The organism is Streptomyces hydrogenans (genome assembly GCF_014656075.1).
In the GTDB taxonomy this organism is placed as follows: domain Bacteria; phylum Actinomycetota; class Actinomycetes; order Streptomycetales; family Streptomycetaceae; genus Streptomyces; species Streptomyces hydrogenans.
Window position 1 is genome coordinate 40,112 of the sequence record NZ_BNBS01000050.1, and the last position, 15,667, is coordinate 55,778.

Sequence of the window (15,667 nt, forward strand, 5' to 3'; positions counted from 1 at the left end):
CGGAACGTCGGACCCGGGGGCTCACGCGTACGGTACGGACCTCAGGCGGCGGTCGCGGCCGCCGAGGCCTCCGCCTCCGCCGCCCGCCGGGCCCCCTCGGCCGCCCGGCGACGGCCGAACCAGGCCGTCCACACGCCGAGCGCGGCGAGCACGCCGTAGATCATCACCGGGCTGACCACCACCATGGTGTCCGTCGGCAGCGCGTACGCCAGCGCGATCCGGGTCAGCGCCTCCGCCACGTACGCCACGCCCCACACCAGCGTCATCGTGCGCATCGTGGAGCGGAAGCCCTCGTACTGCCACATGCCGTTCCACCAGGCGGTGCTCTCCGGGGTGCCGTCGGTGGCGAACTTCCGGCCGAAGTAGAACATCAGCGGGCGCGGCGCGAGCAGGGTGCCGAGGCAGAGCAGGCCGAAGAGGCCGGTCACGCCGGAGTCCTTCACCAGGAGCGCGCGGGCGGTGTGCGCGCCGACCAGCGAGACGACGGCCGTGATGACCAGGAAGACCAGGGTGACGACGGCGAACTCGTCGACCTTCCGCCGCCAGGCCGCCATGACCGCGGTGTCGAGCACCGGCCAGGCGCCGCTGAGCAGCAGGGCCGAGAACTCGGACCAGCCGTGGTCCTCGGTCAGGGTGTTGTACGTGACGATCGGCGCGACCACGTTGAGGCCGATGGTCAGCAGCCAGCCGAGCGCGGCCGCCTTCCCGGAACGGGCCGGCGGGCCGGCCGAGGGTGCGGTGACGGACATGGTCTCCCCCTGAGTGCGTGCGGTGGGGGAGACGCTAGGGAGGAACAGGACAGGGAAGGGGAAATTCCGGCCCAAATGATCTTCAAGCCCGGCGCAGGGACCTGAGGATCAGGGCGACGACGGCGGCGAAGGCCGTCTCGATGTCCGGCGCGGACCAGTCGGCGGCGTGCGCCGGGTCGTGGAAGCGGTCGGTGGCGTCGAAGACGGCGCGGGCGGTCGTCACGACCTCCTCGCCCTCGACGGCGGCGAAGACGCCCTCCCGGACGCCGTCCGCCAGGATCCGGGCGATCTGGTCCACCAGGTGCTCGACGTGCCGGTCGACCACCGCGCTGTTCTCGCCGATGAGGACCTGGAAGGTGGCCATCAGCTCGGGGTCGCCGCCCGCCTTGTTCCGCTTGAGCGCGAAGAGGGCCGTCAGCCAGCCGGTCAGCCGCTCGTCGGCCGGACCGGTCCCCTCCGCGTGGGGGCGGAGCTCGGTGATCGTCCCCTCCAGCCAGCGCTCCGTGACCGCCTCGCGCAGCGCCGCCTTGGTGCGGAAGTGGCGGTAGACGCTGCCGTGGCTCACGCCGAGCACCCGGGCCACGTCCACGACCGTCGCCTTCGCCGGGCCGTAGCGCCGCAGCACCTCCTCGGTGGCTTCGAGGATGCGCTCGGCGGTGAGGGTTTCGGTGGCGGCCATGGAAGGACAGTACCCGTCAGTGCTCGCTGTCCAGGTGGGCCATCTGCGCGGCCGGATAGCGCTCGCCGGCGGCGGCGCCGGCCGGGACGGCCTCCTCGATCGCGGCGAGGTCGGCGGCGTCGAGCGGGACGTCCAGGGCGCCGAGCGCCTCGGTGAGCCGGGTCCGGGTGCGGGCGCCGACCAGCGGCACGATGTCGTCGCCCTGGGCCAGGACCCAGGCGATGGCGGTCTGCGCGACGGAGACGCCCTTGGTCTCGGCGACGGCGCGCAGCCGGTCCACCAGGTCGAGGTTGCGGTGCAGGTTCTCGCCCTGGAAGCGGGGGCTCATGCCGCGGAAGTCGCCGGGGGCGAGCGCCCGGTCGCGGGTGAAGTGGCCGCTGATCAGGCCGCGGGAGAGGACGCCGTACGCGGTGACGCCGATGCCCAGCTCGCGGGCGACCGGCAGGATCTTCTCCTCGATGCCCCGGGAGACCAGCGAGTACTCGATCTGGAGGTCCGCGATCGGGGCGACGGCGGCGGCCCGGCGCAGGGTGTCGGCGCCGACCTCGGAGAGGCCGATGTGCCGCACGTGCCCGGCCTCGACCAGTTCGGCGATGGCGCCGACGGTCTCCTCGATCGGCACGTCCGGGTCGACGCGGGCGATCCGGTAGACGTCGATGTGGTCGGTGCCGAGCCGCTGGAGCGAGTACGCGGCGAAGTTCTTCACCGCGGCCGGCCGCCCGTCGTATCCGGTGAAGCCGCCCTCGACCGTGCGCAGCGCGCCGAACTTGACGCTGGTCAGCGCCCGCTCGCGCAGGGCGGCGGGCGCGGTCCGCAGGGCCTCGCCGATGAGCAGCTCGTTGTGGCCCATGCCGTAGAAGTCGCCGGTGTCGAGCAGGGTCACGCCGGCCTCCAGGGCCGCGTGGAGGGTCGCGAGCGACTCGGCGCGGTCGGCCTCGCCGTACAGCGCGGACATGCCCATGCAGCCGAGGCCGAGGGCGGAGACGGCGGGGCCGGTGGTGCCGAGGGGGCGGGTGGGGAGCATGACGGTCTCCTGGGTGGGGAGGGGAGTGCCCTGGAGCGGGCTCCCTACAACCATGACATGACCGATGACAGATTTCAATATCTGTCATTCAAAGGCGCGGGAGGGTGCCGGAAAACCGGATGCACCGGACCGAACCGGCCCGCTACCGTGCGGGCATGTTTGCTCACCTCCCGATCTACGAGTGAGAGCGGCGCCGCTCCGGCGGACCGACGACCACCGCACACCTCACCGAAGGGGAGAACCCCGTGGCCAAGAGCCGTAACAACCTCCTCGGCGTCGGCGGACAGCGCAAGAAGCTGTCCCGCGCCGAACAGAACGGCGCCGGGCAGTCCCGCGCCGCCGACCGCGACTCCGCGGAGGCCCGCAGGCAGGATCTCCTGAAGAAGATGCGCGAGCGCAGCCAGGGCGCCGCCGACACCTCCGAGGAGTAACCCGCACGAAGAAGGGCCCGGGCCGCGCGCACGCGCGACCCGGGCCCTTCGCCGTGCCCGACCGGACCGCCCGCTCCTCAGGCCGTCGCCCTCGGCAGGCGGAGGGCGTAGAGGGCGGTGAGGAGGGACAGCGCCAGCTGGATCAGGAGCGTCGTGGCCAGCGCCGTGCCCATGGAGCCCCGCGCCGCCAGCGTCAGGAAGAGCGAGCCCAGCGTGGCCACGCCGAGCGCCAGCGCCGACTGCTGGGTCGTCACCATCACGCCGCTGCCCACGCCCGCCCGGTCCGCCGGGACCTCCGCGAGGACCACCCGGAAGAGGACCGGCAGCTGGAGCCCCTGGCCCAGGCCCGCCACCGCCATGCCCGGCGCCAGTGTCCACGGGGTGACGTCCGGCCAGGAGGACGCCGCCGTCCACGCCAGCATCCCGAGCCCGGCCGCCTGCACCACCGCGCCCGCCGGGATCACCCGCGTCCCCCAGCGGGCCACCAGGCGCGGGCCCGCCAGCGAGGCGGCGAAGAACGCCAGCGCCATCGGGGCGAGCGCCGCCCCCGAGGCGACGGGACCCAGCTCCAGACCCTGCTGGAGAGCCACCGCGATCACCAGGATGAAGCCGCCGAAGCCGCCCGAGAGGGGCAGCACGAGGGCGAGGCCCCGGCGCAGCGGCGTCAGGCGCAGGAGGGACGGCGGGACCAGCGGGGTGCCGCCCCGGAGCTCCGTGCGCCGCTCCGCCCGCCAGAACCCGGCCGCCAGGAGCGGGAACGCGGCGAGCGCCCCCCACGTCCACGGCGGCCACCCCGCCGCCCTGCCCTCCGTCAGCGGGGCGAGGAGCGCGACCAGGGCCAGCGCCAGCAGGACCGTGCCCCGCACGTCCAGGGGCGCCGGAGCCGCCGCGCGGGTCTCCGGGACCGTGCGGAGCGCCAGCGGCAGGGCCAGCAGCACCGCCGGCACGTTCACCAGGAAGACCGCCCGCCAGCCGAGCCCCGCCACGTCCGCCGCGACCAGCAGGCCGCCCAGGATCTGGCCGGTCACGAACGCGAGCCCGGTGGTCGCCCCGTACAGACCGATCGCCCTGGCCCGCCGGGCCCCTGTCGTCGAGGAGTGAAGGGTCGCGAGCACCTGCGGCAGCATCAGCGCCGCCGCGGCACCCTGTGCCACCCGCGCCGCGACCAGCGCCCAGGCGCTCGGCGCGACCCCGCAGAGCAGGGACGTCACGCCGAAGGCCACCAGGCCCGCCAGGAAGAGCCGCCGCCGGCCGAAGAGGTCGCCGAGCCGGCCGCCGAGCACCAGCAGCACCGCGTAGGACAGGCCGTACCCGGCGACGAACAGTTCGAGGAGCGCCTCGCCCGCGCCGAGGTCGCGGCCGATCGACGGCAGCGCGACGTTGACGATGAAGAAGTCGACCAGGGGCAGCGCGGCCCCCAGCAGGACGGTGAACAGGCCCAGGGAGCCGAGGACCGGCGCCGGGGCGGCAGGGGGACGGGAGGGTCGCAGTGTCGTGGTCACGTCCACGACCCTCCGCGCCCCGCCGGACCGGTACCAGAGTCTCCTCATCCTGGTACCAGGACTGCCTGGCACCAGGGTCCGCCGACGGGCAGGCTGGGATCATGAGCATCGTCGCGACGACCGGGCCCGAGGCCCGGCGGCGGGAACTCGCCGCCTTCCTGCGCAGCCGGCGCGAGCGCGTCACCCCCGAACAGGTCGGCCTGGTCCGGGGCCGCCGGCGCCGCACCCCCGGCCTGCGCCGCGAGGAGGTCGCCCAGCTCTCCGCCGTCGGCGTCACCTGGTACACCTGGATCGAGCAGGCCCGGGACATCCAGGTCTCCCCGCAGGTCCTCGACGCCCTCGCCGGGGCCCTCCTCCTCGACCCGGCCGAGCGGGCCCACCTCTTCGCCCTCGCCGGCCAGCGCGACCCCCGGCCCGGCACCCCGAGTCCGGCCGTCACCCCCGCCGTGCGGGCGCTGCTCGACCGCCTGGAGCCCATGCCCGCCGCCGTCCAGAACAGCCGCTTCGACATCCTCGCCCACAACCGCGTCTTCGGGCGGCTCTTCCGCGACCTCGACGCGCTGCCGCCCGAGGACCGCAACACGCTCTGGCTGGCCTGCACCGACCCGGAGTTCCGGGCCGCCCTCACGGACCCGGACCTGATCTCCCGCCTCGCCGGCAAGCTGCGCGCCCGGATGGCCGGCTGCCTGGCCGAACCCGCCTGGAAGCGGCTTGTCCAGCGCCTGGAGGCGGCCTCGCCCGAGTTCCGGGAGATCTGGGCCCGGCACGACGTGGTCTCCTCCGAGAACATGGCCAAGGTCATCCGCAACCCCCTCGTCGGCCCGCTGCGCTTCGAGCACACCGACCTGTGGCTCCAGCCCGGCCCGGGACCCGTCCTCGTCACCTACGTGCCGCTCGACGAGGAGACCCGGGCCGGCTGCGCCCGGCTCCTGGAGCTGGTGGCCGGGGAGCGGGCGCCCCGGGCCGCGGCCTGAGGCGGACGCGGGCCGGGGGCCGAGGCGGACGCGGGCCGCGGGCGTACTCCCGACGGCCGTTCCCGCCGGTACGGGACAATGGGGTCCATGACCGCGTTCTCCCCCCTCTCCATCGGCCCGTACGTCGTGCAGCCGCCGGTGGTGCTCGCGCCCATGGCCGGCATCACCAACGCCCCCTTCCGCACCCTCTGCCGCGAGTTCTCCGGCGGCAAGGGCCTCTTCGTGAGCGAGATGATCACGACGCGGGCGCTGGTGGAGCGCAACGAGAAGACCATGCAGCTCATCCGCTTCGACGCGACCGAGCAGCCGCGCTCGATCCAGCTGTACGGCGTGGACCCGGTCACCGTCGGCAAGGCGGTGCGGATGATCGTCGACGAGGACCTCGCGGACCACATCGACCTGAACTTCGGCTGCCCGGTGCCCAAGGTGACCCGCAAGGGCGGCGGCTCCGCGCTGCCGTACAAGCGGCCGCTGCTGCGGGCGATCCTGAACGAGGCCGTGACGAACGCCGGGGACCTCCCGGTCACGATGAAGATGCGCAAGGGCATCGACGACGACCACATCACCTACCTGGACGCGGGCCGGATCGCGGTCGAGGAGGGCGTGACGGCGATCGCCCTGCACGGGCGGACGGCGGCGCAGCACTACGGCGGTACGGCCGACTGGGACGCGATCGCGCGGCTCAAGGAGCACGTGCCGGAGATCCCGGTGCTGGGCAACGGCGACATCTGGTCGGCGGACGACGCGGTGCGGATGATGCGCGAGACCGGCTGCGACGGCGTGGTCGTGGGCCGGGGCTGCCTGGGCCGGCCGTGGCTCTTCGCGGACCTGGTGGCGGGCCTGGAGGGCACCGGCGGCTACCGGACGCCGGGCCTGCGGGAGGTCGCGGACGTCATGGTGCGGCACGCGACGCTGCTCGGCGAGTGGATCGGGGACGAGTCGCGCGGCGTCATCGACTTCCGCAAGCACGTGGCCTGGTACCTGAAGGGCTTCTCGGTCGGTTCGGAGATGCGCAAGCGGCTGGCGGTCACCTCGTCCCTGGACGAGCTGCGCGCTCAGTTGAGCGAGCTGGACCTGGACCAGCCGTGGCCGGTGGGCGCGGACGGCCCCCGGGGTCGTACGTCCGGAAACAACCGGGTCGTCCTGCCGGACGGCTGGCTGAAGGACCCCTACGACTGTGCCGGGGTGAGCGAGGACGCCGAGCTGGACACGTCCGGGGGCTGAGATTCCGGGCCCTCCGGGCGAGTGATCCTCGCCACCCCTGAGGGGGGTGGCGCTCAGATGAGCAGGTTACGGAGGGCTGTACGGCTTGAAGGGGTGGCACTGGGTGCCACCCCTTTTGTGTTCAAGAGTTGAACGCAAATGGGCGGTGAAGCTGCTCATCTGAGCGTCTTGTCCCTGGATTGGGTCAAGCGGGCTTCGGGGCGTGAATGCGGAAGCTTCACGTCGGTAACTTTCGAAGTGGGGGCGGACGGGTGGTTACGACCGTGTGACCGGCAGGCGTACCTCCCCAGAAGCCTTCGATCTGGGTATGTTCCTCGCCGTCAGGGCAGCCAACCGAGTCGTCGAGGAGTCGAGACCCGTGTCGGAAAACAATGATCAGAAGTTCGTGTACGACTTCACCGAGGGCAACAGGGACCTGAAGGACCTGCTCGGTGGCAAGGGGGCCAACCTCGCCGAGATGACCAACCTCGGCCTCCCGGTCCCTCCGGGCTTCACGATCACCACCGAGGCGTGCAAGGTCTACCTCGAGTCCGGCTCGGAGCCCGCCGCCCTGCGCGACGAGGTCTCGGCCCACCTCGACGCCCTTGAGCGGCAGATGGGCAAGAAGCTCGGCCAGGCGGACGACCCGCTGCTCGTCTCGGTCCGTTCGGGCGCCAAGTTCTCCATGCCGGGCATGATGGACACGGTCCTCAACATCGGCCTCTCCGACGAGTCCGTCGCCGGCCTCGCCCGCCAGGCGGACAACGAGCGCTTCGCGTGGGACTCGTACCGCCGGCTCATCCAGATGTTCGGCAAGACCGTCCTCGGCGTCGAGGGCGAGCTCTTCGAGGACGCCCTCGACGAGGCCAAGGCCGCGAAGAAGGTCGCCAGCGACACCGACCTGGACGCCGCCGACCTGAAGAAGGTCGTCAAGCAGTTCAAGAAGATCGTGAAGGCCGAGACCGGCCGCGACTTCCCCCAGGACCCGCGGGAGCAGATGGACCTCGCCATCGAGGCCGTCTTCAACTCCTGGAACACCGACCGCGCGAAGCTGTACCGCCGCCAGGAGCGCATCCCGGGCGACCTCGGCACCGCCGTCAACGTCTGCTCGATGGTCTTCGGCAACCTCGGCCCGGACTCCGGCACCGGCGTCGCCTTCACCCGCGACCCCGCCTCCGGCCACGAGGGCGTCTACGGCGACTACCTGCAGAACGCGCAGGGCGAGGACGTCGTCGCCGGCATCCGCAACACGGTGCCGCTGGCCGACCTCGAGTCGATCGACAAGACGTCGTACGACCAGCTCATGCAGATCATGAACACGCTGGAGACCCACTACAAGGATCTCTGCGACATCGAGTTCACCATCGAGCGCGGCCAGCTCTGGATGCTCCAGACCCGCGTCGGCAAGCGCACCGCCGGTGCCGCCTTCCGCATCGCGACCCAGCTCGTGGACCAGGGCCTGATCGACGAGGCCGAGGCGCTCCAGCGCGTCAACGGCGCCCAGCTGGCCCAGCTGATGTTCCCGAAGTTCGACGACGCCGCGAAGGTCGAGCAGATCGGGCGCGGCATCGCCGCCTCCCCGGGCGCGGCCGTCGGCAAGGCCGTCTTCGACTCGTACACGGCCGTCAAGTGGTCCCGCTCCGGCGAGAAGGTCATCCTGATCCGCCGCGAGACCAACCCGGACGACCTGGACGGCATGATCGCCGCCGAGGGCATCCTGACCTCGCGCGGCGGCAAGACCTCGCACGCCGCCGTCGTCGCCCGCGGCATGGGCAAGACCTGTGTCTGCGGCGCCGAGGAGCTGGAGGTCGACACCAAGCGCCGCCGCATGGCCACCGCCTCCGGCACGGTCATCGAGGAGGGCGACGTCGTCTCCATCGACGGCTCCACCGGCAAGGTCTACGTCGGTGAGGTACCCGTCGTACCGTCCCCGGTCGTCGAGTACTTCGAGGGCCGCATGCACGCCGGCGCCGACGACGCCGACGAGCTGGTCCAGGCCGTCCACCGGATCATGGCCTACGCCGACCGCGTCCGCCGGCTGCGCGTCCGCGCCAACGCCGACAACGCCGAGGACGCCTCCCGCGCCCGCCGTTTCGGCGCCCAGGGCATCGGCCTGTGCCGCACCGAGCACATGTTCCTCGGCGAGCGCCGCCAGTACGTCGAGCGCCTGATCCTCGCCGACACCGACGCCGAGCGCGACGAGGCCCTCAAGGCCCTGCTGCCGCTCCAGAAGACCGACTTCGTCGAGCTCTTCGAGGCGATGGACGGGCTGCCGGTCACGGTCCGCCTGCTCGACCCGCCGCTGCACGAGTTCCTGCCCGACATCACCGAGCTGTCGGTGCGCGTCGCCCTCGCCGAGTCCCGCAAGGAGCCGCACGAGAACGACCTGCGCCTGCTCCAGGCCGTGCACCGGCTGCACGAGCAGAACCCGATGCTGGGTCTGCGCGGCGTCCGCCTCGGCCTGGTCATCCCCGGCCTGTTCACCATGCAGGTCCGGGCGATCGCCGAGGCCGCGGCCCAGCGGATCGACGCCAAGGGCGACCCGCGCGTCGAGATCATGATCCCGCTCGTCGGCACCGTCCAGGAGCTGGAGATCGTCCGCGAGGACGCCGAGAAGGTCATCGCCGAGGTCGTGGCGGAGACCGGCGTGGAGCTGAAGCTGGCGCTCGGCACCATGATCGAGCTGCCCCGCGCGGCCGTCACCGCCGGCCAGATCGCCGAGGCCGCCGAGTTCTTCTCCTTCGGCACCAACGACCTCACGCAGACGGTCTGGGGCTTCTCCCGCGACGACGTGGAGGCCAGCTTCTTCACCGCGTACCTGGAGAAGGGCATCTTCGGCGTCAGCCCCTTCGAGACCATCGACAAGGACGGCGTCGGCGCCCTGGTCCGCTCCGCGGTCCAGGCCGGCCGGGCCACCCGCCCCGACATCAAGCTCGGCGTCTGCGGCGAGCACGGCGGCGACCCGGAGTCGGTGCACTTCTTCCACGAGGTCGGCCTCGACTACGTCTCCTGCTCGCCCTTCCGGATCCCGGTGGCGCGCCTGGAGGCGGGCCGCGCGGCCGCCGAGTCGAAGGGCAGCGACAGCCGCTGACCCGAGGGGCCGCGAGGCCCCGTGAAGCCCCCGGGGCCGCCGTCGGTCATCCCTTCCGAACCCTCACCGGCGGACGGCGGTCCCGGATCCGAAAGAGGCGGGACGGACACCTTGTGCGGAGGTGTCCGTCCCGTCGTTTTCACGTCAGATTCATGCGCAATTACGGCAGCATTGAATTATTGGAAATTGAACGTCTTTGTTTGCGGACGTTTCGGTCGCGGCCCCCGGATCCCCACCCGGGGGCCGCGTCCTTTTTCTGGTGTCGGGCAGGTGAGCCGCAACCCTCGCCGACCGCCGCCGGACGGGCAAAGCCCCCCACGGTCTTCACCACGTCACCTCGGTCCTGAAGGTTTCCTGCCCGACCCGCACAGCATTTCCGTTGGGCCGTGTTCGCCGCGATGCTTTTCAACTGTGGCTGAAACACCCTGGTAACGTGCAGTGATGGTGTGCATACTCGATCGCGGGGTGGTTGCGAGTGCACAGGTGGGGACTTCATGCTTCGTATTCATTTCACCGCGGACGATCTGGCGGGGGTGCGGATCGCCGCCCGTCCTGACGTCCTGTGGGAAACGATTCTCAGCTTTCACCGTTTAAGGGACCGGCGCGGCCCGGTGGTGTTCGGCGGGTGGCGCACGGAAACGAGGGCACGGCTCGGCGGGGAGACCCGGCTGCTCGCCGCCCTCGTCCCGAGCCGCGGCTATTTCCCCGACTTCCTCACCCCGGCGGAGGGCCTGCACGGCCTCGACGACGGGCTGCGGGCGGTCCGCGCGACGGCTCCCGGCCGGCTCCGCTCCGAGCTGTCCCTGCTGGCCGCCGACCGGAGCGGCGGCCGCACCGTGCCGCACTCGCTGCGGGCCCTCGCCGACGGCGGCCCGGAGCCCTTCGACCGGCTGCTCGGGGCGCTGCGCAGCTACCACCGGGCGGCCGTGGAGCCGTACTGGCCGCACATCCAGGCCCGGGTGGAGGCCGACCGGGCCCGCCGGGGCCGGGCCGTCCTGGACGGCGGCGCGGAGGAGCTGCTCGGCTCGCTGCCGCCGATGCTGACCTGGCGCGCGCCGGTCCTGGAGGCGGCCTATCCGGTCGACCGGGACGTGCACCTGGACGGGCGGGGGCTGCTGCTCCAGCCCTCGTACTTCTGCCGGGGCACTCCGGTGATGCTGCGGGACCCGGCGCTGCCGCCGGTGCTCGTCTACCCGGTGACGCACGGGGAGGCGCCGACGGTCCGCCCGCCGGGCGTCTCCTCGCTGGCGAAGCTGGTCGGTCAGACCCGCGCGGAGGTGCTGCGGGCGATAGGCGACGGCGGGACGACGAGCGAGCTGGCCCGGCGGGCCGGGGTCTCGCTCGCCTCGGCCAGCCAGCACGCGGGCGTGCTGCGGGAGGCCGGTCTGGTGGCGACCCTGCGGCACGGGAACGCGGTGCTGCACACGCTGACGCCGCTGGGCGCCGCGCTCCTCGGCGGAGGCGGGGCACAGCGGCGCGGCGCGGAGCGCTGTTACGCGCGGAACGGGCCGGTCACCTCGTAGGTGATGCCGCCCGAGGAGCTGCCCGAGGTGCCGCGCTGGCTGGAGAAGTACAGCCGCGTGCCGTCGGGCGAGAAGGCCGGTCCGGTGATCTCGGAGCCGGACTGGCCGGTGATCCGCAGGAAGGGTGCGACGGTGTCGTCCGGGGTGATCAGGCAGATCTCCATGTTGCCGCCGTCCTCGGCGATGAAGAGGTCGCCGGAGGACGCGCCGGTGACGTTGTCCACGCCGGTGAGCGGGGCGGCGCCGCCGGGCACCAGCGAGTCGTCGTAGGCGAGCTCGTAGGTGCTGTTCGTGAGGTTCAGCTGCCAGAGGCGGTTGTCGCCCTTGGTGGTGAACCAGACCTTGTCGTCGGCGTAGTGGCAGCCCTCGCCGCCGCTGAACTTCTTCGCGCCGGAGACCTGGGTGCGGGTGGTGGTCGGGGAGCCGTCCGGGTCCGGCACGTTCTGCCAGGTGAAGGAGCCGGAGGTGGCGGTGGAGGCCTTGAGGACCTGGAGGGTGCCGGAGGAGAGGTTGCCCCAGGTGGTGGGGACGAAGCGGTAGAAGCAGCCGTCGGTCTCGTCCTCGGTCAGGTAGACGACCTTGCGGACCGGGTCGGCGGCGGCGGCCTCGTGCTTGAAGCGGCCCATGGCGTCCCGGCGGACGGCCGCGTTCACGCCGTACGGGTCGGTCTCGTAGACGTACCCGAGGCTGACCTCCTCGCAGGACAGCCAGGTGTTCCACGGGGTCTTGCCGCCCGCGCAGTTCTGCCGGGTGTTCGACAGGATGCGGTACGCGCCGGTGATCGTGCCGGTCGCGCCGAACCGCACCGCGCTCGCGCCGCCGCTCGGGTTGATCTCCGAGTTGGAGACGTAGATCCAGCCGGTGCCGTCGACGTAGCAGGCGCCGCCGTCGGGGGCGTTGTGCCAGGTGTACGAGGTGCCGGGGACGGTCTGTCCCGAGCGGGCGATGACCCGGCTGGTGAACCCGGCCGGCAGCATGATGCCGTTCGCGTCCGCCGAGCCGAGGGCGCCGTAGGGGCCGGTGCCGGGCTGGGCGGGGGCCGCGTAGGCGGCGCCCGCCATCAGGGTGCCGCCGAAGGCGGCGGCCGACGTGCCGATGACCGCTCCACGCAGGAAACTGCGTCGCTCCACGTGTTCTCTCCAGAGGTGTGGTGACTGCCCGCCGCACGGCCGGCGGCGGGGCCGCGCGGAGAGTGAACCTAGGAGTCCGGAGTTGACGGGGCGTCAACGGCCGGTGACCGGGAGGGGGCGGCTGCGGGGCGGGGGAGTCGGCGGCGGAGCGGGACGCTAGGTTGCGTGCCATGGACGTGAGGGCGGAGCGGGTCGGATCGGTACGGCTGCCGGGGGCGGCGCGACTCGTGGACGGCCGCGCCCGGCCGGCCGGGCCCGGCCGCTTCGCGCTGCGGCGGGACGACCGCCTGGAGGTGTACGACCTGACGGCGCTCCTCGCCGGCTCGACCGCCCCCGTGGCGGCCTTCCCGGCGCCCTGGCCCGGCTGGGACCGGGGTGTCGACGCGGTCGCCCCGGACCTCGGCCTCGCCGTCTTCTCGGGGCAGCGCGCCGTCCGCGCGGTGGCGGCCGACGGGCGCCCGCTCTGGGAGCGCCGGCACGGCTGCTGGGGCCCCGTGGTGGACCATCCGCACACCGGAGACGAGCAGGAGGTCTGCCCGGGCCTCGAACACGGCTCGGTGCTCGTCCCGGGCGACGGGACGGCCGTCTGGGCCCACGTCGTCGGTGAGGACGGGCGGGAGCACTGGCTGGTGCTCGACGCCCGGGACGGCCGGGAACTCGCCCGCGTCCCGCTGGAGGACAGCGTGGCCTCCGGCTCGCACCAGCTCGCCCTGCCCGACGACGGGACCGTCCTGCTGTGCGTCGGCATGGGGCAGGACGGGGTGCTGCTGTACGGGGCCCGCGCGGACGGGACGGGGATGTCCGTACGGGACCTGGGAGAGGACCTCGACCGGATCCTGCTCGACGTCCACCCCACCCGCCCCGGCTACCTGACCGTCGAGCACTCCTGCCATGACCTCCGGCTGCACGCCCCGGACGGCACCGTCCTCGCCGAGCGGGACGCCGACGAGCTGGGCGAGGAGGGGTGCTGGGACCACGCGGCGGGCTTCACCGACGCCGACACCGTCCTCGCCGTCGCCGAGGACCCGGAGGGCGGGGCGGGCCACTGGCTCCTCGACGCCGCCACCCTCGCGCTCCTCGGCCCCGTCGCGTACCCCCGGCCCGTCACCGGATACGCCCGCGGCCTCGGCGACGGCACCTGGCTCACCCACGACCGGGCCACCGACACCCTCACCCGCTGGAGGCGGGCGGGGGTCTGAGCGGACGGGACCTTCGGCACTGGGGGAGGCGGGTCGCGTCGGGGAGACTGGACACATGCGCGAGACCCGGGAGCTCACCGACATCGGCGGCCGCGACGACCTCGACGTGCTGCTGCGCCGCTTCTACACGGCGGCCTTCGCCGACCCCCTCATCGGCCCGTTCTTCACCGAGATCGCCGGCACCGACCTGGAGGTCCACCTGCCGCGCATCGCGGACTTCTGGGAGCGCGCCCTCTTCCGTACCGCCGACTACGCCCGGGACGCCTTCGCCCCGCACGCCGCGCTGCACTCCGCCCGCCCCCTGACCCCCGCCCACTTCGGGCGCTGGGTCCAGCTCTGGCACGCCACCGTCGACGGGCTCCACAGGGGGCCGCTCGCGGACCGGGCCAAGGCGATGGGGGAGCGGATCTCCGTCTCGATGATGAAGCGGCTGGGCGGCCCCGGCGCGGAGGTCGAGGCGGCCACCGGCGGGACCGGCGGCTTCGTCCCGCTGGCGGCGCTCACGCTGCGCGCTGCGGCCTGAGCGAAAAAACTTCTCCGGAGAGCGATGAGTCCGGGCCGGCCGGTCCGTCTCACCTCTCGACAGCACACGGCGGACCGCGAGACGGACCGCACGACGGAGAAGAGAGAGCACGCCATGGACCCGCAGATGATCTTCGTGAACCTGCCCGTGAAGGACCTCGCCACGAGCCGCGGCTTCTACGAGAAGCTCGGGTACACGATCAACCCGCAGTTCAGCGACGACAGCACGGCCTGCGTGGTGATCAGCGACACCATCTTCGTCATGCTGCTCACCGAGGAGAAGTTCCTGTCCTTCACCGCTCCCGGCAAGAAGGTCGCCGACGCCTCCGCCACCACCCAGGTGCTGCTGACGCTGAACGCCGAGAGCCGCGAGAAGGCCGACGAGCTGGCCGACCGGGCCCTGGAGGTGGGCGGCGGTCCGGCGAAGGAGCCGATGGACATGGGCTTCATGTACGGCCGCTCCTTCGCCGACCCGGACGGCCACCACTGGGAGGTCTTCTGGATGGACCCGGCCGCGATGCAGGGCTGAGCGCCCCGCCCGGGCTCAGGCGGAGACGCCGCCGTCGACCACCAGGTCCGTGCCGACGGCGGAGCCCGCCGCGTCCGACGCGAGGTAGAGCACCGCCGCCGCCACCTCGGCCGCCGAGGAGATCCGGCCGAGCGGCGACTGCTCCTTCATCCGGACCTCCCGCTCGGCCTCCGTCTCGCCGGGCAGCAGCGACATGGCGGACTCCGAGGCGCCCGGGCTGACCGCGTTGATGCGCACCCCGTCGCCGATGTGGTCCCGGGCCGCGGCGCGGGTGAGCGCCGAGACGGCCGCCTTGGACACCTGGTAGCCGAAGACGCCCGGGATCCGGACGTGCGGGCCCAGGTTGGACGAGATGTTGACGATCGCGCCGCCGCCGTGCGCCCGCATGTGGGCCACCTCGGCCTGGAGGGCGTTCAGGACCCCGGTGACGTTGGTGTCGAGCAGGGCCCGCCAGTCGTCGAGGGGGAAGTCGGCGGCGCTGTGGCCGCCCCGGAAGATCCCCGCGTTGTTCACGGCGACGTCGAGCCCGCCGTGGGCCGCGACCGTGCGCCGCACCAGCTCGCGGGTGGAGTCCGGGCTGGTGACGTCGGCGGTGACGGCGGTGGCGGTGCCGCCCTCGGCCTCGATCAGGGCCACGGTCGCGTCGAGCGCGGCGGCGGTGCGCCCCGCGGCGACCACCTTCGCGCCCTCGGCGGCGAAGGCGCGGGCGATCTCCCGGCCGAGGCCGGAGCCGGCGCCGGTGACGAGGACGACGCGGTCGGTGAAACGTGCGGACATGGGAACTCCCCTGGAATGTGCGGTCACTTGGCGAGACGGACGGTGAGGAAGGCCAGGGCGGCGAAGAGCGCGGCCGCCGCGGCGAGCGGTGCGGTGGAGCCGCCGAGGGTGAGCAGGGCGGCGAAGACCACGGTCGGGCCGAGCTCCATGGCCGTGTTCAGGACGCCGCCCGCGAGCCCGGCGCGCGCGGCCGGCACCCGTTCGGTGGCGAGGACGGCGGCACCCGCGAAGGAGAGCGCGGCGCCCGCGGGCAGCAGGAGCAGCCCGGGCAGCAGCCCGAGGGCGTAGGGCAGGGCGGGCTCGCCCCCGGTGGCGGCGAGCAGCGCGAGCAGGC

Annotated in this window: 14 protein-coding genes and 1 pseudogene; 8 read left to right on the top strand and 7 right to left on the bottom strand. The window is 73.0% G+C overall.

Translation table 11 applies throughout. The features are described from left to right. Positions 1-41 precede the first annotated feature (41 nt). The 3 genes from IE321_RS21585 to IE321_RS21595 all read right to left on the bottom strand — a co-directional run bounded on the left by IE321_RS21585 (position 42) and on the right by IE321_RS21595 (position 2,452). A complete protein-coding gene (locus IE321_RS21585) occupies positions 42-749 on the bottom strand; it encodes a VC0807 family protein (RefSeq protein ID WP_190224187.1) in 708 nt (235 codons plus the stop codon). Between the two features lie 82 nt (positions 750-831). Continuing rightward, a complete protein-coding gene (locus tag IE321_RS21590; RefSeq protein WP_043221428.1) occupies positions 832-1,428 on the bottom strand; it encodes a TetR/AcrR family transcriptional regulator in 597 nt (198 codons plus the stop codon). 16 nt (positions 1,429-1,444) lie between these two features. After that, entirely contained in the window at positions 1,445-2,452 is a 1,008-nt protein-coding gene (locus IE321_RS21595; protein ID WP_190224188.1) for an aldo/keto reductase, read from the bottom strand. 245 nt (positions 2,453-2,697) lie between these two features. Between IE321_RS21595 and IE321_RS21600 the strand changes: the two genes are divergently transcribed. Next, the gene (locus tag IE321_RS21600; RefSeq protein ID WP_043221424.1) at positions 2,698-2,883 is read left to right on the top strand and encodes a DUF6243 family protein; all 186 of its coding nucleotides are present in this window, start codon (positions 2,698-2,700) and stop codon (positions 2,881-2,883) included. 77 nt (positions 2,884-2,960) lie between these two features. Here the strand turns inward: IE321_RS21600 and IE321_RS21605 are convergent, their stop codons facing one another. Further along, positions 2,961-4,433, bottom strand: a complete 1,473-nt coding sequence (locus IE321_RS21605) for an MFS transporter (protein ID WP_190224189.1) — start codon at positions 4,431-4,433, stop codon at positions 2,961-2,963. A gap of 53 nt (positions 4,434-4,486) precedes the next feature. Between IE321_RS21605 and IE321_RS21610 the strand changes: the two genes are divergently transcribed. The 4 genes from IE321_RS21610 to IE321_RS21625 all read left to right on the top strand — a co-directional run bounded on the left by IE321_RS21610 (position 4,487) and on the right by IE321_RS21625 (position 11,176). Further along, entirely contained in the window at positions 4,487-5,359 is an 873-nt protein-coding gene (locus tag IE321_RS21610) for an MmyB family transcriptional regulator (RefSeq protein WP_043221421.1), read from the top strand. Positions 5,360-5,446: 87 nt separating this feature from the next. Continuing rightward, on the top strand, positions 5,447-6,583 hold the full coding sequence (dusB, locus tag IE321_RS21615) for a tRNA dihydrouridine synthase DusB (RefSeq protein WP_043221419.1): 1,137 nt from the start codon (positions 5,447-5,449) through the stop codon (positions 6,581-6,583). A 358-nt stretch (positions 6,584-6,941) separates the two neighbouring features. Continuing rightward, positions 6,942-9,653 (top strand): pyruvate, phosphate dikinase, encoded by a 2,712-nt coding sequence (gene ppdK / locus IE321_RS21620; protein ID WP_190224190.1) that lies wholly within the window; start codon positions 6,942-6,944, stop codon positions 9,651-9,653. Between the two features lie 494 nt (positions 9,654-10,147). Further along, on the top strand, positions 10,148-11,176 hold the full coding sequence (locus IE321_RS21625) for an ArsR/SmtB family transcription factor (RefSeq protein ID WP_190224191.1): 1,029 nt from the start codon (positions 10,148-10,150) through the stop codon (positions 11,174-11,176). Here IE321_RS21625 and IE321_RS21630 read toward each other — a convergent pair. Then, positions 11,146-12,306, bottom strand: a complete 1,161-nt coding sequence (locus tag IE321_RS21630; RefSeq protein ID WP_190224192.1) for an alkaline phosphatase PhoX — start codon at positions 12,304-12,306, stop codon at positions 11,146-11,148. The two genes, IE321_RS21625 and IE321_RS21630, sit on opposite strands and share 31 nt — an antisense overlap. Before the next feature lie 170 nt (positions 12,307-12,476). Here IE321_RS21630 and IE321_RS21635 point away from each other — a divergent pair, with 170 nt between their 5' ends. From IE321_RS21635 to IE321_RS21645, 3 genes are all read left to right on the top strand, one after another. After that, positions 12,477-13,505: a hypothetical protein gene (locus IE321_RS21635; RefSeq protein WP_190224193.1), complete on the top strand. Its 1,029-nt coding sequence runs from the start codon at positions 12,477-12,479 to the stop codon at positions 13,503-13,505. Positions 13,506-13,560: 55 nt separating this feature from the next. Beyond that, a complete protein-coding gene (locus IE321_RS21640; RefSeq protein ID WP_043221409.1) occupies positions 13,561-14,028 on the top strand; it encodes a group III truncated hemoglobin in 468 nt (155 codons plus the stop codon). 114 nt (positions 14,029-14,142) lie between these two features. Continuing rightward, positions 14,143-14,556 (top strand): VOC family protein, encoded by a 414-nt coding sequence (locus IE321_RS21645; protein ID WP_043221406.1) that lies wholly within the window; start codon positions 14,143-14,145, stop codon positions 14,554-14,556. Between the two features lie 15 nt (positions 14,557-14,571). Here IE321_RS21645 and IE321_RS21650 read toward each other — a convergent pair whose 3' ends face one another. Next, positions 14,572-15,333, bottom strand: coding sequence for an SDR family NAD(P)-dependent oxidoreductase (locus IE321_RS21650; RefSeq protein ID WP_043221404.1), 762 nt, complete (start codon positions 15,331-15,333; stop codon positions 14,572-14,574). 23 nt (positions 15,334-15,356) lie between these two features. Further along, a pseudogene (locus tag IE321_RS21655) lies at positions 15,357-15,667 on the bottom strand (MFS transporter); the annotation flags it as partial.

Bases quoted from the DNA above. Each gene is read 5' to 3' on its own strand.
- IE321_RS21610 (WP_043221421.1), top strand. From the start codon at position 4,487: ATGAGCATCGTCGCGACGACCGGGCCCGAGGCCCGGCGGCGGGAACTC.
- IE321_RS21640 (WP_043221409.1), top strand. From the start codon at position 13,561: ATGCGCGAGACCCGGGAGCTCACCGACATCGGCGGCCGCGACGACCTC.
- IE321_RS21625 (WP_190224191.1), top strand. From the start codon at position 10,148: ATGCTTCGTATTCATTTCACCGCGGACGATCTGGCGGGGGTGCGGATC.
- IE321_RS21605 (WP_190224189.1), bottom strand. From the start codon at position 4,433: ATGAGGAGACTCTGGTACCGGTCCGGCGGGGCGCGGAGGGTCGTGGAC.
- IE321_RS21650 (WP_043221404.1), bottom strand. From the start codon at position 15,333: ATGTCCGCACGTTTCACCGACCGCGTCGTCCTCGTCACCGGCGCCGGC.
- IE321_RS21585 (WP_190224187.1), bottom strand. From the start codon at position 749: ATGTCCGTCACCGCACCCTCGGCCGGCCCGCCGGCCCGTTCCGGGAAG.
- IE321_RS21590 (WP_043221428.1), bottom strand. From the start codon at position 1,428: ATGGCCGCCACCGAAACCCTCACCGCCGAGCGCATCCTCGAAGCCACC.
- IE321_RS21635 (WP_190224193.1), top strand. From the start codon at position 12,477: ATGGACGTGAGGGCGGAGCGGGTCGGATCGGTACGGCTGCCGGGGGCG.
- IE321_RS21595 (WP_190224188.1), bottom strand. From the start codon at position 2,452: ATGCTCCCCACCCGCCCCCTCGGCACCACCGGCCCCGCCGTCTCCGCC.
- IE321_RS21645 (WP_043221406.1), top strand. From the start codon at position 14,143: ATGGACCCGCAGATGATCTTCGTGAACCTGCCCGTGAAGGACCTCGCC.
- dusB (WP_043221419.1), top strand. From the start codon at position 5,447: ATGACCGCGTTCTCCCCCCTCTCCATCGGCCCGTACGTCGTGCAGCCG.